The 16209-nt window shown below is 59.8% G+C and carries 11 protein-coding genes; 6 read left to right on the forward strand and 5 right to left on the reverse strand.

Annotated elements, in window-relative coordinates; all coding sequences use genetic code 11:
• Window positions 1–24 precede the first annotated feature (24 nt).
• On the forward strand, window positions 25–1275 hold the full coding sequence (locus tag ADB02_RS07360) for a D-alanyl-D-alanine carboxypeptidase family protein (RefSeq protein WP_065421726.1): 1251 nt from the start codon (window positions 25–27) through the stop codon (window positions 1273–1275).
• Here ADB02_RS07360 and ADB02_RS07365 read toward each other — a convergent pair whose 3' ends face one another.
• The 3 genes from ADB02_RS07365 to ADB02_RS07375 all read right to left on the reverse strand — a co-directional run bounded on the left by ADB02_RS07365 (window position 1276) and on the right by ADB02_RS07375 (window position 3947).
• Window positions 1276–2301 (reverse strand): YhjD/YihY/BrkB family envelope integrity protein, encoded by a 1026-nt coding sequence (locus ADB02_RS07365; protein ID WP_049190314.1) that lies wholly within the window; start codon window positions 2299–2301, stop codon window positions 1276–1278.
• Window positions 2302–2363: 62 nt separating this feature from the next.
• Entirely contained in the window at window positions 2364–3419 is a 1056-nt protein-coding gene (trpS, locus tag ADB02_RS07370) for a tryptophan--tRNA ligase (RefSeq protein WP_049171954.1), read from the reverse strand.
• A 96-nt stretch (window positions 3420–3515) separates the two neighbouring features.
• Complete coding sequence (locus ADB02_RS07375; protein ID WP_049190315.1) at window positions 3516–3947, reverse strand: hypothetical protein; 432 nt, start codon at window positions 3945–3947, stop codon at window positions 3516–3518.
• A gap of 190 nt (window positions 3948–4137) precedes the next feature.
• On the opposite strand from ADB02_RS07375, the gene ADB02_RS07380 reads away from it, so the two are divergent.
• On the forward strand, window positions 4138–6825 hold the full coding sequence (locus ADB02_RS07380) for a DUF6541 family protein (RefSeq protein WP_049190318.1): 2688 nt from the start codon (window positions 4138–4140) through the stop codon (window positions 6823–6825).
• Window positions 6826–6853: 28 nt separating this feature from the next.
• Here the strand turns inward: ADB02_RS07380 and ADB02_RS07385 are convergent, their stop codons facing one another.
• Entirely contained in the window at window positions 6854–7810 is a 957-nt protein-coding gene (locus tag ADB02_RS07385; protein WP_049190319.1) for an exodeoxyribonuclease III, read from the reverse strand.
• A gap of 43 nt (window positions 7811–7853) precedes the next feature.
• Window positions 7854–9164, reverse strand: coding sequence for an MFS transporter (locus ADB02_RS07390; RefSeq protein ID WP_016422141.1), 1311 nt, complete (start codon window positions 9162–9164; stop codon window positions 7854–7856).
• A 396-nt stretch (window positions 9165–9560) separates the two neighbouring features.
• On the opposite strand from ADB02_RS07390, the gene ADB02_RS07395 reads away from it, so the two are divergent.
• The 4 genes from ADB02_RS07395 to metX all read left to right on the forward strand — a co-directional run bounded on the left by ADB02_RS07395 (window position 9561) and on the right by metX (window position 16206).
• On the forward strand, window positions 9561–10550 hold the full coding sequence (locus ADB02_RS07395) for a hypothetical protein (RefSeq protein ID WP_049190321.1): 990 nt from the start codon (window positions 9561–9563) through the stop codon (window positions 10548–10550).
• A 265-nt stretch (window positions 10551–10815) separates the two neighbouring features.
• On the forward strand, window positions 10816–13038 hold the full coding sequence (locus ADB02_RS07400) for an NADP-dependent isocitrate dehydrogenase (RefSeq protein ID WP_049190323.1): 2223 nt from the start codon (window positions 10816–10818) through the stop codon (window positions 13036–13038).
• A gap of 663 nt (window positions 13039–13701) precedes the next feature.
• On the forward strand, window positions 13702–15024 hold the full coding sequence (locus ADB02_RS07405) for an O-acetylhomoserine/O-acetylserine sulfhydrylase (RefSeq protein ID WP_049190324.1): 1323 nt from the start codon (window positions 13702–13704) through the stop codon (window positions 15022–15024).
• Window positions 15025–15069: 45 nt separating this feature from the next.
• The gene (gene metX, locus ADB02_RS07410; protein ID WP_049190326.1) at window positions 15070–16206 is read left to right on the forward strand and encodes a homoserine O-acetyltransferase MetX; all 1137 of its coding nucleotides are present in this window, start codon (window positions 15070–15072) and stop codon (window positions 16204–16206) included.
• Window positions 16207–16209 lie beyond the last annotated feature (3 nt).

The following is a 16209-nucleotide window of genomic DNA, read 5'->3' on the forward strand; positions in this document are numbered from 1 at the left end:
ACGTTTTACTACCCTTATTTCATCATGTTTCCCTCTCGCCGCTACTCGTCTGCCGTTACGCTGCTAGCCACCAGCGCTCTGCTTCTGCCGAGCACTGCCCCCGCAGCCATGGCGCAGAGCACCTCGCTTACCGACGACACTCCGATTGTCGGCCCCGCACCTGACATCCGTGACACGGAGGGCTGCCCCTACAAGACCCTCCCACCAGCACCAGTGGACTCCTCGGAGGTTCCGGCTCCCGGCGAAACATCTCCCCCTCCTCTTCCGGTTCCCCAAAAACCGACTGGAGGTAGCAAAATGTCCGCCTGCGGCATTGTCAGCGGTGAGGGGTTTGACGTTCCGAAAGACCTCTCCGCCTCTGCATGGACGGTGTTCGATTTGAAATCCGGCGATGTCCTTGCGGCGAAGGACCCGCACGGCCGCTACCGTCCGGCATCGATTATTAAGGTGTTGCTGGCGATGGAGGCGCTCGAGGATTTGAAGCTCGACACCTCGGTTAAAGCGACATTCGAGGACGCGAACATGGAGGGCTCTCGTGTCGGCATCGTCGAGGACGTGAACTACTCGGTAGAAACGCTCCTGACTGGCCTGTTGCTCAACTCCGGCAACGATGCCGGCCACGCGTTGGCCCGCGAACTTGGTGGCATGGATAAGACCACCGAAAAGGTCAACGCCCTGGCAAAGAAATTGGGGGCGACGGATACGCGAGTGGTCAACCCGACTGGTCTCGATGCTCCGGGCCAGATGACGTCGGCATACGACATGTCACTGTTCTTCCAGCACGCATTCAACAATGAGACCTATCGCAAGCTCTCGGCCACCCGCCTGGCCACCATCCCCGGAGACAAGGCTCTCGAGGTTGATGACTTCGAAATCGCCAACGACAATCAGCTGATTGCCCAGGACTATCCCGGCGCGCTTGGAGGCAAAACCGGTTTTACCGACGATGCCCGTCACACCTTCGCTGGGGTGGCTGAGCGCGACGGCCGTCGTCTCGGCGTCATCGTTCTCGACGCCACTGTGGAGGATTCACCGCGCCCCTGGGAGCAGGCGGCATCGCTTCTCGACGCCGGCTTCGCGGCCCCGCAGGACAGCTCTGTCGGTGTCCTCGAAGCGGAAGCGACTGAGGATACGTTGGTAGAAAAATTGCCCGATATCCTGGACGACGAGTCAACAGGAACCGGGCTGAAAATTACTGTCAGCGCTGCCATCGTAGGTGTCATCGCATTGATTGCGATGGTCACCTACCGCTTCGGCAGACGCAATCGCGGTTAGTTATTTCGAACCGAGCAGGCGGTTCAATCCGGACGGATTGGCCGCTTCCGCACGGACGTTAATGACAGCAGGAGCGGGTGCATCCAGCTCCTCGTCGGCAAGCGCTTCTTCGGTCGTCGCGGTCCAGGCAGTGGCGTACATAGTGATGCGCCAGATGAGGTAGAAAACGACCATCAGACCGATGACCGGACCGAAAACTGCACCGGCCGGGTTCGACAGGGCGTTGGAGAAGAAAACGCTACCGAGCTGCTTGACAACCTCAAGGCCAATCGCACCGATAATCGCACCCTTTGCCGCAGAGCGGAACGGGGCGCCCCCGCGCGGCAGGAAAGCGAGCATCCAGAAGAACAGCAGCCAGTTGGCGACGAGACCAATGGCGATGGCAATCAATCCTGCGATTATTGTGATTCCCGGGACATGGGCCAGACCAATCTTGTCCAGCAGGGACTGTGTCAGTCCGGAAGAGCCGGCCGCGGTGACAGCGAAGGTCAGCAGGATCATAACCAGCATGCCCAGCAGACGCAGCAGGTCGCGAACCTTTCCCATCACGAAGTTGCTAGCGCCCAGCGGGCGCTTCCACAGCTGTGTCACTGCGTTGGAGAGGTTGCCCATCCAACCAAGACCCGACCACAGGGTGGCAATGAAACCGACGGTGAAGACGCCACCTGCCTGATCGATCGCGCCTTCGATAATTGCGTTGATGGTGTCGCCCATCGACCCATCGATGGAGTCGGTGATAGCGGACTGGATTTGCTCAAGCAGCTGCTCATTGCCACGCAGCACAAGCGCGAGGATGGCAAATGCCGTCATGATTAGGGGGAAAATCGACAGCACGGAGAAGTACGTGACAGCGGCGGCAAAAAAGTTACCGCCCTGCTCGGAGTAGCGCTCCTGCATCCGCATAACGTGATCGAACCACGCCCACTTTTCGCGGAGGCGGTCGATTGCGCTCGGTTCATCGGCGTGTACACGCTCGATGCCATAGCGGTCCGTTCTCTTCGGATCTTTTTGAGTAGAGGTTGCCATGTCCCCTACCTTAACGTGCCAGCTTTCGGTACGGAGACTGAAGCGCAGAGTCTACAGCTGAATTAACGGTTGGCGGCCTTCAGGAACCCGACTCGCTCGTACACATCTGCAAGTGTCTTGGCGGCAACTTCACGGGCACGGTCAGCGCCTTCGGCCAGGATCCGTTCCAACTCACCACGATCGGCCATGAGCTCCTCATAGCGTGCACGCAGTGGCGTGGTGAATGCCTCCAGCGCATCTGCGGTATCGGCCTTCAGCTGGCCGTAGCCAGCGCCTTCGTAGCCGGCAACGAGCTCGTCGACAGGCTTGTCGGTCAACGCCGACTGAATGACCAGCAGGTTGGAAACGCCCGGCTTGTTCTCACGGTCGAAGCGGATCTCTCCGTCATTGTCGGTAACGGCTGAGCGAATGCGCTTGGCGGAGACCTTTGGGTCGTCCAAGAGGTTAATAATGCCCTTCGGATTTGCACCCGACTTGCTCATCTTCGATGTCGGATCCTGCAAGTCGTAAATTTTCGCGGAGCCTTCCATGATGTGTGGATCCGGCACCACGAAGGTCTTCTTGTAGCGGGAGTTGAAACGCTGCGCCAGGTTACGCGTCAGTTCGAGGTGCTGGCGCTGATCCTCCCCCACCGGCACCAGCTGTGGGCGGTAGAGCAAGATGTCGGCAGCCATCAGCATCGGGTACGCGAACAAACCAGCGGAGGTATGTTCCGCGCCCTGACGAGAGGACTTGTCCTTGAACTGCGTCATACGGCTGGCTTCACCAAAGCCAGTCAAGCAGGTCAACACCCATCCGAGCTCCGCGTGCTCGGGCACATGCGACTGCACGAAGAGCACCGACTTCTCCGGATCAATACCGAGTGCAATCAGCTGTGCGGCACCTGCGATAGTGCGCTGACGCAGCTCCTTCGGATTCTGCTCGACAGTGATGGCGTGCAGGTCTGGAATGAAGTAGTAAGCGTCGAAGTCATCCTGCAGATTAATCCAGTTCTTCAATGCACCCAGGTAGTTGCCCAGGTGGTAGGAATCTGCGGTCGGCTGAATGCCGGACAGAACGCGCTGCTTACGAGCACTCGGTGCAGGATTAGTTGCCTCAGGACCCTTGCTTTCACTCATAGCCAATAAGTCTAGCGCGAGGCCCGCAGTTGAGAGTCGACGACGTACCCGTTTCGACAACACCACGGGCTTTTGCAGGAAACCGACTGCCAAAAGCTAGCCCCGACGCCCCTCGTCCCCCTGCTCCACAAGCATTCGATCGGATAGCAATTTGACGGTGCGCGCCGCAGCGGCTGGCGATTCCTCGGGGTACAGTGCGCGCACCAACGAGACAGCTGGGCGAATGCCGTGTTCAGAGAGAACACGGCGAACACGCTCACGCTCCCCCTGGGTCAACTCGAGCGGAGCTACGGGTGGCCTGCGAGTGTAGGACACGACCATCACGACTCCCAGCAGAACAATGAGTCCGAGGGAAATCCACAGTGGCCACGCGTAGGCAAAAGACAGCACGATAAACGCAACAATGACACCGGAAGTCACGACCACTGGGACATTGACAGCAGTGCCAGGGTCGTTCTGCAGACTCCGTGCGATGGCTTCCAAATCGGCCATCTGGTGCCGCTTGTTATCGCTCTCGCCGTTTTTCACTGGGGATGTCCTCTCCTTTCCTGGTCCGCACCGAGCTCGCTTCAAGTCCCGCGCAGATTCGCGCTTGGGTTTTACAGCGGCTGAAGTCCCATCAGTCCTTCTTCAAATCTTAGGCGCTCGCGTCCCAAGTGCCGAACTAACCCACAGGTATTATTGGACTAATTCAATTCTCTTATCCGTCAGGAGTCCCATGCTCGCTGCCATTGCGGTTGCCGTCTTCATCCTGCTGGTCCCAGGCGCAGTTCTCGGTTGGGCCAGTGGGCTACGTCCCACGCTCGCGTTGGCATCTGCCGGCCCATTAATGCTGGGTGTGACCGGTTTTTCCGCATGGTTGTCTCACGCGCTCGGGCTGGATTACACCTGGCTCTTCGTGGCCGGCATGTGGACATGGTTCTGTGCTATTGGCTATCTGGTGCGCAGATTCGTCCCCCGAGCAACGCCCGAAGACGGCTTCGATTCCGGCGTTGTCACCGCGATGATTGTCGTCGGAGTTACGGTAGTCGGCTCGATGCGCGCCATGCTCGTGCTTAACGACGTCCCTGGCGGCCCCGGCGCTATCCGCGAAGCCTGGGACATGCTCTGGCATACCAACTTCCTCCGGTTCATTGACGAGCATGCAATAGCCTCGCCCACCGCGGCCGGTGACCTGATGAATCAGGAGACCGGGGCCGAAATGTTCTACCCCACCGGCTGGCATGCCATGGCGGGGCTGCTGCCCGGCTCGGTCTTCCTCGATTCCAACGTGTTTGCGTTCTTGGCCCCGGCGCTGCTTGTTCCCGCAGCAACTGCGGTGCTAGCCCGCACCGCAGTTGGTCCTAAGTGGGCGGCCTATGCCGGTCCCGCAGCTGCCGTCGCGACGCTGATGCTTCCGGAGATTTGGGTGGCCCTTTGGCGCACCTCCTCCATGCCGTATCTGCTCGCGGTGGCCGCTTTGCCGATTGCTGCGGCTTTGACCATGCGGGGCTATATTGTCCCCGCTGCGCTTGCCCTGGTCGGCACGTTTATCACCCACCCGGCCGGCGCAATTGCTGCCGTGCTCTTTGTTGGCTTGTGGTTGATCACCCAACCGAGCGTCAGTGGCCTAGTTCGCACGCTAATTATCGGCGCGCTCGCCCTGGTGATGACTCTCCCGGCAGCTTTGTCCGCGAGGGGGCAAGGCGAATCCGTTGCGGGCTTTACCGGCCAAATTGAGATTTCCCGCTCCGAATCACTGTGGCGAACTCTGATTGGGTTTTCCCGCTATGCTGACGAGCCCATCTTTTCCCGGACTGTTCTGGTTCTTGTGCTCATCGGCCTGGTGGTGGCGCTTGTCTCTCGCCTGCCAGACAGCCCATGGGCTCCGTGGCCGGCACTGGTTTTCGGGCTGCTCTTTGTGGTGTCCGATAGTGCGCAGTCCCGTTGGTCTGAGCCGTTCGGCACCTATCTGAAGTTTATTGGCACTTTCTTCTACGACATGCCGTACCGCATGCAGGCGGTTATGGGAATTCTGCGCGCAGTGCTGGTCGGCTACGCAGTCGCGGCTGCCGTTGTCACGATTGTGGCTGTGGCGCAGTGGATCGTCGCAAAGCGAGATCAGCCGACCAAGTCGTGGAATCCTGCGCTGGCGATGGGGCTCGTAGCGGCACTGGCGATTGTGCCTGCGACCTGGGCGAGTGGGCCTGCTCAGCGCGAGGCAATTCGCCAGAGTTTCGGAAGCACGTTTGTGACCGCAGCGGACATGGAAGCTATTGATTGGCTGTCCGCACAGCCGCATGCGTTTGAGGGGCATATTCTCAATGACCGTCGTGACGGTTCTGCGTGGATGTATGCCATCGCCGGACTGCCGACCCTGTTCCGCCATTTCTCCTTCTCTGACAAAACTGCCGAGGCGAGCAACAAGCTGCCGATAAACGTTGACCTGCTGGGCTCACATCCGGAATTCGATGCCATGGCGAAGAAACTGGGTGTGCACTACATCATTAGTTCCCCGCCGGGTGTGAATACGGATGGCACGGAGGCGCTGTCGATGCGTTCCTGGGCATGGCACGCGCCGGGGCTCACGCCTGTGTATCACAACAGCTCGGTGATGATTTTCGCGGTCAACAAGATGTTTTCACCGGAAGAGTTGCACGCTGTTGTCAACAGTTCCCCACACCGCCCGGCGCGCCCCAATCCGCTGTGGATGCCTCCGCGCCAGCCAATCGTCCCCTCCCCCGACGAGGCTGTCGATCCGCTCGCCGGCGCGCACATCACCGTCGACTCTCGCCGCGAAGCCATCGAGGCTATCAACGCCGACCTGCCTCGCGCGCTGCGTTTGAGTGGGGATACTTCCGCTCACATCGACAGCATCGTGCAACGCGCCAGCGACAAGCTCCGTCAGCGCGGCGCAATCGTTGGCGCGCATTCGCTTGCCGACGACACGGCGAGCGCAGCCACCGTAATCGTCGGTCGCTCATCAGAGGGCCAGACTCTTTCTGGGGATAACATCGGCGATCGTGGCTTTTCGGTATCCGCTGTGGTGAAGTCTCTCGAACCTGAGGACGATGCTCCTGCCGATTGGCAGTTGGCGGCGGGTGTGCGCGACGGAATGGTGTACCGAGGTTTCAATCCGCACAGCAGTTACAGCACAAACGGGGTGCCAACCGAGTTTCGCACCGGCCTGGCGCCGGCAGTGGCGGTGAACCAGAGTTCGCGGCCGCATGCGCCGACAATTGCGCTATCGCTGGGAGCGGTGGGCGCTGAAAAACTCACCCACGATTTGGCCGACCCCGCTATGCAGGACAAATGGGCCGACGCCATCGTTGACGGCATCGCCTCCATGTTGCGGCAGAACCGGCATCTCGTAACCGCTCCCGAGCCGGAGTTGATCCCAGAGTTCGCTGACCTCGGAGCACACTAGTCCGCTCGGGGTTAGGCGTATGCCGGGTTTAGGCGTACTCCACGATCACCGGCGCGTGGTCCGTCCAGCGAAGGTCGTAGGCGGCAGGCTTATCCACTACCGAGCTGACAGCACGCTTGAGCATTGGTTCGGTTACCGCCTGGTAGTCGATCCGCCAGCCGGCATCGGTATCGAACGCCTTACCGCGGTAGGTCCACCAGGACCAAGGACCGTCGGCCTCTGGGTGCAGACGGCGAGTGACATCAAACCACACCGGATCTGCATTGAGCTTCGGGGCCTCCCACACAGAACCATCGGAGAAGGCACCGGATTCGAGCTCCTTGTCGCTGGCCTGAACCTGCGAATCCTGGGGAACCTCATCGGGCCAGCAGCCGAAGACCGAGTCCATCCAGGCACGCTCCTGCGGTAGGAAACCGCTCTTGCGGCGGTTGGTCTTCCAGTTCTTCAAATCCTGTTCGCGGTGGCAGATGTTCCAGTCGCCGCCGATGACTGCGTGGTGACCATCGCGTCCCTTGGCCCCCAGTTCCGCCAGGTAGTCGGAGAAGGCATCGAGGAAGCGGTACTTCTCATCCTGCTTCTCGCTCAGGGCAGCACCAGAGGGCAGGTAGAGGCTGGCAATCTGGACATCCGCATCCAGGCCGGTGTCCGCTGCCGGGGCAACACCACTGATAAACCGACCGGATTCTTCGAACTCCTCCGAGCCGATACCCACCTGGACGTCGTTAAGCGGAAAGCGCGAGAGAATGCCCACGCCGGCGCGCCCCTTGGCACCCAGGTTTTCAGCGCCGACCCAATGCCATCCGGCATCGAAAGCGGGCGCGAGGGCCTTGCGTGCCTGGTCGTCGGTGGCGCGGACTTCCTGCAGCAAAACGACATCGGAACTGGTGTGCTTCAGCCACTCCAGCAATCCCAGATTGGTTTCGCTGCGCTCCTTGACGGCGGCGCGGATGCCGTTGACATTGATTGTCGCGATTGTAAGGCTCATGCCCTCATACGTTACCTATGCGTGCATTACGCCTTGAAGATCCCTAGCGCAGTTCGATGCGCTCGGCCTTCTTCGCCTGTGAGCGGCGGTAAAGAACAATGGTCGGCAGAGCGATGAAGATAGCCAACATCGCCAACGTCGCGCCACCCAAAGCCGGTGCGCGGTAGCCATAACCGGACGCAATGACCCAACCACCGAGCGCCGCTCCGAATGCGTTGGCCATGTTCAATGCGGCCTGGTTGAGTGCTGCCGCCAGCGTCTGTGCGCGACCGGCGACATCCATCAGACGGGTCTGCAGATTAGGCACCAATACCGATCCCAGCAGACCGATAAGGAGGAAGTTGATCGTGCCCAGCACAGCATTCTGTGAGGTGAAGTAGAAGACGCTGAGCATGATTACCATCAGCACCAGCGCAACCATGATGCCCCACTCCCCGATGCGGTCGGAGAGCCAGCCACCGATGTAAGTACCGACAACCATGCCGATGCCGTAGGCCATCAGCACAATCCAGATGTGGTTTTCGCTCATGCCCGCTTCGCGAGTCATAGTCCAGGTGATGTAGGTGTAAACCGCGAACATGCCGCCGAAACCAACGGTGCCAATCGCGACGGTCAGCAGCACCTGCGGTGTCACCAGAGCCGAGAGCTCATCCATCGGACGTGTCTTCGGCATGCGGTTCATATGCGGCACGGCGAACCACAGCGAAACAAATGCAATCAGCCCGATGACCGCGACAAACGCGAAGGCGCTGCGCCAACCGTAAATCTGTCCCAGCACCTGCGCGGCCGGCACACCAATCACAGTCGCCACCGACAACCCCACGCCCGACAGAGCCACCATCTTGCCGCGCTGTCCCGGCTTAGCCAGGGAGGCCGCCACCAGCGCCGCCACCGAGAAATACGCGCCGTGCGGCAGACCGGCAATGAAGCGCGAGACCATGACTGCTTCGAAAGAGCCCAGTGTGCCTGCCCAAACCGTGGCACCATTGCCGATGGTAAATGCCGCCATCAGCAGCAGGAGCATGCGCCTGCGCGGAATCGAGCCGGTCAGCACGGTAATTAGCGGTGCGCCCACGACAACACCGAGTGCGTACATCGAAATCATGCGCCCTGCGGCATCCTCATCACGTCCGAAGGCATCAGCGATGTAAGGCAGCAGGCCCATGGCCACAAACTCGGTAACGCCGATGCCGAATGCACCGACCGACAGAGCCACAATCACCAAGATTCGGCGTAGATCAGAGATGTCGTCCTGCACCGGAACAGGACGGCGATGCGAGCTAAACGCTCCCGCACGACGTGCACGCGGTTTGTGGTCGTCGTTGTGGGTTGTTACTTCGCTTGACGACGTCATTGCGACCGTCTCCTTTTCTCTTCTCACGCCAGTTGGTGGACTCTCAGTTCCCCTCGACTTTCGACCCAAGACGGGCTCGCAAAACCGTGAGGGGAGCCGCAAGGGAAAAATGAGACTCTACTCCGCAACACAAAAATTTCGCTATTTAATCCGCCTGTTCCCCGGGTATTTGTGCGCGGAATAACATCTGCGGCCATTAGTGGAAGTCGCTCACTCAAGTTCTTCCCAATGCATTTTGTAATCGGCATTGTTTGCCGAGGACTACGAATTCCCTTCGAGCGTGACGGACTTCCTACCATCGAGCGCTCCGGGTCTTCGATGCTGCCGTACTAGCTACCGGGTAAATTGTTTTAAAAGATATTTCGAACTGCAATACCGATAGGATCTTGATTCACTATGGGCGACCGCTACAACCTCTATGAGTCTCTGAAGCTGGATAGCGCAGCCAGCACCGAAGAGCTCCATGCAAATCTTTCTAATCAACTCTCCGAACTGCGAGATGCTGGAGTCTCGGAGTACTCCGGCGAGTTCCAGGAGAAGCTCACTGCGCTGCAAGTGCTTGGCGATGAGGGACGTCGTCGCGAATACGACGCTTTGCTGGCCGATGAGAACGCCACCATCACCATTGCGACGCTGCGCGGGCTGGCAAATCGCCCGGTACCCACTGCGCAGGAATCCTCGTTCCAGACGCAAACCCAGCAAGCACAGTGGTCCGCCCCAACTCAAACCAGTCCTGCGACAGTAACCACCACGGTGACCACGGATGTACCACCGCTGCCTGCAAACGCCACACTGCAGAACATGTGGCAGCGCATGCCACTCATCCCCCGAATCACTACCGGCTTGGTCAGTTTTTCAACTCTGATTGGCATCATCGCAGTTCTGTACGCAATCACGCTCGGCATCCAGGGCGCCAACGATCTCGGCAGCCTAGAGTCATCGTTGGGTGATTCTTGGGATGACATCGGCTACATTATGGGCGCTGCAGCCGCCCTCGTTCTTGTTCCAGTCCTCCTACTGATGGGAATGATGCTTGTCACCTTGACCGCATACTGGATTCACTCCATCCTCCGCGGTGAAGACTCGACGGCACCAATCTTTTTCTGCGTCACCGTGGCACCACTGGCGTTGGCTATGACCATCATCCCCCTCCTGTTCTTGAGCTCCTGGGTGGATGTAGTCCTCTTCCTCGCAGGTGCCATGCTGATCGCGGCTTGTGTTCTTATGTTCCTCAAGGACATGCGCGCATGGTTCCGCGGCCAGAAACTGGTCAGGACTACCCAGTCGGCGCCGGGGCAGGGCTATGCTCCGCAGTACCCCCAGTCTCAGAACACTCAGGGCTACCAGTTCGGCCAGAACAATCCTCCGAACAATGCACAGAACTAACTAGGCTGCCCTGAACAACCGCGCCGGCGTGCACGACACCCCAGCGCGGTTTTTCGTATTTGAAGGGTTTGAGCGCGGGGGCCGTCGTAAAGCGAAAAATGGAATGAAAAGCGGCGAATAAGCGACAAATAATTGCGCATTTCGTGACTTACCTCACATAATTGCGTTATTCATATCACTATCACTGTTTTTGCGCTATGCCCCGACACAACCCAAGATTCAAAACTGGGTTATCGTGGAACAAAACAGATAGGAGACATGAATTATGGCGACAATTATTTGGACCCGTACTGACGAAGCCCCTCTGCTGGCGAGCTACTCGCTGAAGCCAATCGTGGAGGCATTTGCAAGCCAGGCTGGTGTCAATGTTGAAACCCGCGACATCTCCCTCGCAGGCCGCATTCTGGCTCAGTTCCCGGAGCGTCTTTCGGACGAACAGAAGGTAGAGGATGCGCTGGCAGCCCTGGGCAAGCTGGTCAAGGAGCCGGACGCCAACATCATCAAGCTGCCGAATATCTCTGCATCCGTCCCGCAGATTAAGCGCGCTGTCGCAGAGCTGCAGGAAAAGGGCTATGACATTCCGAAGTACAAGTCGCAGCCGGAAGGCGAGGAAGAGACCGCCGACCGCGCCAAGTTCGACAAGGTCAAGGGCTCTGCCGTTAACCCGGTACTGCGTGAGGGCAACTCCGACCGCCGCGCTCCGGAGCCGGTGAAGAACTACGCCCGCAAGCACCCGCACCGCATGGGCGCTTGGTCCGCAGACTCCAAGACCAACGTCGCCACCATGGCCTCCAACGACTTCCGCCACAACGAGAAGTCCGTTGTCATGCCGGCCGACGACAAGCTGACCTACCAGCTCGAGGCTAACGACGGCCAGATCATCACCCTGAAGAAGGACATGCCGGTCCTCAAGGGCGAGATTATTGACGGCACGGGCATGAACGTCCACATCCTGGACAACTTCCTGCGCGCTCAGATCCGTCGCGCACAGCGCGAGAACATCCTGTTCTCCGTCCACTTGAAGGCCACCATGATGAAGGTCTCCGACCCGCTGATCTTCGGCGAGGTTGTCAAGGCCTTCCTGCCATCTGTTTTCCCGAAGTTCGAGTCCAAGCTGGCTGCCGCCAACCTGACTCCGGACAACGGCCTGGGCGCCATGCTCGATGGTCTACACAAGCTTGACGACGCTACTGCGGCGGCCGTCAAGTCCGCTATCGAGAAGGACCTGAAGGAAGGTCCGGCCCTTTACATGGTCAACTCCGATAAGGGCATCACCAACCTCCACGTTCCGTCTGACGTCATCGTTGACGCTTCCATGCCGGCCCTGATCCGCAACGGCGGCAAGGGCTGGGGTCCGGATGGTGAGGAGCGCGACACCCTCGCAGTCATCCCGGACTCCTCCTACGCAGGCGTCTACCAGGCTGTTATCGAGGACTGCCGCGCCAATGGCGCTTTCGACCCGGCCACCATGGGCTCTGTCCCGAACGTCGGCCTGATGGCTCAGAAGGCTGAGGAGTACGGCTCCCACGACAAGACTTTCCAGATTCCGGTTGACGGTGTCCTGCAGGTCATCAACTCCGCTGGCGAGGTTCTGATTGAGCACCACGTCGCCGAGGGTGACATCTGGCGCTCCTGCCAGACCAAGGACGCCCCAATCCGCGACTGGGTGAAGCTGGCCGTTAACCGCGCTCGTATCACTGGCGACCCTGCAGTGTTCTGGCTGGACCCGCAGCGTGCGCACGACAACAACCTGATCAGCAAGGTCAACGAGTACCTGGCAGACCACGACACCGAGGGTCTGGATATCCGCATCATGGATCCGGTGTCCGCTACCAAGTTCTCCCTCGAGCGCATCCGCCGCGGCGAGAACACCATTTCCGTAACCGGTAACGTTCTGCGTGACTACCTCACCGACCTGTTCCCGATCATGGAGCTGGGCACCTCCGCCAAGATGCTGTCGGTCGTGCCGCTGATGGCCGGGGGCGGCCTGTTCGAGACCGGCGCAGGCGGTTCCGCACCGAAGCACGTCCAGCAGGTTCAGGAAGAAAACCACCTGCGCTGGGACTCCCTGGGTGAGTTCCTGGCACTGGCCGAGTCCCTGCGCTACGCCGCTGAGCATGACGACGACCCACGTCCACGCGTCCTGGCTGAGGCCCTGGATAAGGCAACCGCTACCCTACTCGACGAGGGCAAGTCGCCGTCCCGCAAGGCTGGCGAAATCGACAACCGCGGCTCCCACTTCTACCTGGCTCTCTACTGGGCACAGGAGCTGGCCAAGCAGGACGAGAACTCCGAGCTGAAGGAAGTTTTCGCACCGGTCGCTAAGGCTCTCACGGAGAAGGAAGAGTCCATCGCCAAGACCCTGATTGATGCTCAGGGTTCCCCAGCTGATCTGGGTGGCTACTTCCTGCCGGACGATGAGAAGACCTCCGCAGTTATGCGTCCGTCCGCTGAGTTCAACGAGATCATCGACGGTCTGAAGAAGTAGGACTAGCTGCTTGCTCCTGGCTGGCCTGGTTGGCCTGGTTGGCCCAGGCTGGCCTAGGCCGACCTAGGCTGACCGCCGGTTTCGGGCGATAGCCCCTCGCTCATGTTGCATTTGATGCACATGGCGCGAGGGGCTTTTTCTATGCCCTGACTTCCTTAACGGTCTTGACAGTATCCAGTGCTTTTCGGCGCTTTACGGTACCCTTCGCCCATACTCAGTCCCCTGTTTGGCTCACCTCGACACTCGACACCGCAGCGCCCGATGCCCCGGCACCGCAGTGCCTCACCCCATGAGTTACTGACTACCTTTATGACACTTTTGTCCAAAAAATTGCCTTCAAACTGTCATAAAGGTAGTCACTAACTCCTTCGGCAAACCGCCACCCGTCGAACACCACTCGCCACGCACCACCCACGCCCCCCATACACAGCAGCCTCCACACACACCTAGCCACAGCTCCCTACACACCCCACCCCCCACAACTGGCCACGCCCCAGAGCCAATCAAACCAATCCGTACTAAGCGGGCTATAGCACTCTCGACACAGATACACACACCCTCTTACCTTGAGTTTTTCCAAAACTTTGCAATAGACAGCTTGGTTCACTATTGTTTGTAAGCAACGTTTTGAACAATCTCAAAAACCGCAAGGAAGTATCTGAAATGACCACCAAGTACGACAACAGCAACGCCGCCAACTGGGGCCTGTCCACTCGCGCTATTCACGCCGGCTTCGCTCCGGACGCACAGACCTCCGCGCGCAACCTGCCGATTTACAACACCTCCTCCTACGTCTTCGATTCCGCTGAGCACGCTGCCAACCGCTTCAACCTCTCGGATGCAGGCCCGATTTACTCCCGCCTGACCAACCCGACTGTGGATGCCGTCGAGCAGCGCATCGCCAGCCTCGAGGGCGGCGTCGCTGCCGTACTGTTCTCCTCCGGCCAGGCAGCTGAGACCGCTGCTGTCCTCACCCTGGCTCGTGCAGGCGACCACTTCGTCGTTTCGCCACGCCTTTACGGCGGTACTGAGACCCTGTTCAAGGTCACCCTGCCGCGCCTTGGCATCGACTGCACTTTCGTCGAGAACCCGGATGACCCGGAGTCCTGGCAGGCAGCAGTTCAGGACAACACCGTCGGTTTCTACGGTGAGTCCATCGCCAACCCGCAGATCGACGTCCTCGATATCCCTGCCATCGCCGAGGTTGCACACCGCAACAACGTTCCGCTGATTGTCGACAACACGGTTCCGACCCCGGCCCTGCTGCGCCCGCTCGAGCACGGTGCTGACGTCGTGGTTTCCTCCACCACCAAGTTCCTGACTGGTAACGGCTCCTCCCTTGGCGGTGTCATCGTCGACGGTGGCAAGTTCGACTGGACTCAGACCCGCAACGGCCGTTCCATCTTCCCGAACTTCACCGAGGCCGACGAGGCTTACCACGGCCTGAAGTTCGCCGACCTGGGCGCCCCGGCCTTCGCACTGCGTGCTCGCGCTGGCATTCTCCGCGACACCGGCGCTGCCCCGGCTCCGTTCAACGCCTGGGTTCTGGCTCAGGGCCTCGACACCCTGGCTCTGCGCATCGAGCGCCACAATGAGAACGCCAAGGCTGTCGCTGAGTTCCTCGAGAACCACCCGCTGGTCGCCAAGGTCAACTACGCTGGCCTGCCGAGCTCCCCGTGGTACGAGACGCTGAGCAAGCTGGGCCTTTCCGGCGCCAGCGGCGTGCTCTCCTTCGACCTGAAGGATGCCGACACCGCCAAGGCTTGGAAGTTTATTGACGCTCTGAAGCTGCACTCCAACGTCGCCAACATCGGCGACGTCCGCTCGCTGGTTGTCCACCCGGCCACCACCACTCACTCCCAGTCCGATGAGGAGGGTCTGACCCGCGCCGGCATTTCCCAGGCCACCGTTCGCCTCTCTGTCGGTATCGAGAACATCGATGACATCATCGCCGATCTCGAGGGCGGCTTCGCAGCACTCGCGTAGACCGTTTGTACACAGACACAGAACGGACTAAGTAGTCTATAAGGCATGAGCTTTTCCCCATCTACCCCGGCCGCCCTCCCACCCGAGGGCGAGCCGGGGCGTGTCTTTATCGGCGATGTCACAACCGAGGCTGGCGCGGTCATCCCCGACGTCACTGTCGAGTTCGAACGCTGGGGTCGGCTTAACGACGACTGCTCGAATGTCATCCTCCTCGAGCACGCTCTAACCGGCGACGCCCACGCTTCCGGCCCCTCGGATGAGTACCACCCGACTGCGGGTTGGTGGAACGGGATGATCGGCTCTGCCCGCGCACTGGACACCGATGAGTACTGCATTATCTGCACCAACGTCATCGGTGGCTGTCGCGGTACAACCGGCCCTTCCAGTCCACATCCGGACGACGGCAAGCCCTGGGGCTCTCGCTTCCCCGCTATCTCCGTGCGCGACACGGTGACAGTGGAGCACCTTGCGCTGCAAGAACTGGGAATTTCCCGCCTCCAAGCTGTCATTGGCGGCTCGTTGGGTGGTGCCCGCGCGCTTGAGTGGTCACTGATGCACCCGGATTTCGTCGGCAAGGCATTGGTGATGTGTGTCGGCGCACGTGCGTCTGCTTGGCAGATTGGTATTCAGTCTGCGCAAATTCAATTCATTGAGTCCGATCCCGATTGGCATGGCGGCGACTACTACGACCGCGGTGTGACTCCGGCCCGAGGTTTGGGATTCGCACGCAGGGTCGCGCATTTGACGTACCGTGGCGAGCTGGAGATGGATGATCGCTTTGGCGCGGCAGCGCAGCCCGGTGAGGATCCGCTGGGCGCGATGCGCACGGAAGATCGTTTCCAGGTAGAAAGCTACCTGGATCACCAAGCGGAGAAGCTTGCCCAGCGTTTCGATGCAGGCTCGTATGTCGTGCTCACCGATACCTTGAATCGGCACAATATTGGCCGTGATCGCGGTGGCCTCAATGAAGCGCTGCACTCGTCAACCGTGCCGACCATGGTTGCCGGTGTGGACACGGACATTCTCTACCCCTTCCACCAGCAGGAGCACCTCGCCCGCAATCTGGGCAACTGCTTGGGGCTGGAAAAGATTGAATCCGCCGTGGGTCACGACGGATTCTTGACGGAGTTCGAGCGAGTGGATTCGATTGTGCGTAGTTTCCTCGCTCGCGATGTCAGTTAATGT

Origin of the sequence: Corynebacterium sp. 212_CJEI, from assembly GCF_001055915.1 — a bacterium.
GTDB lineage: Bacteria > Actinomycetota > Actinomycetes > Mycobacteriales > Mycobacteriaceae > Corynebacterium > Corynebacterium jeikeium_D.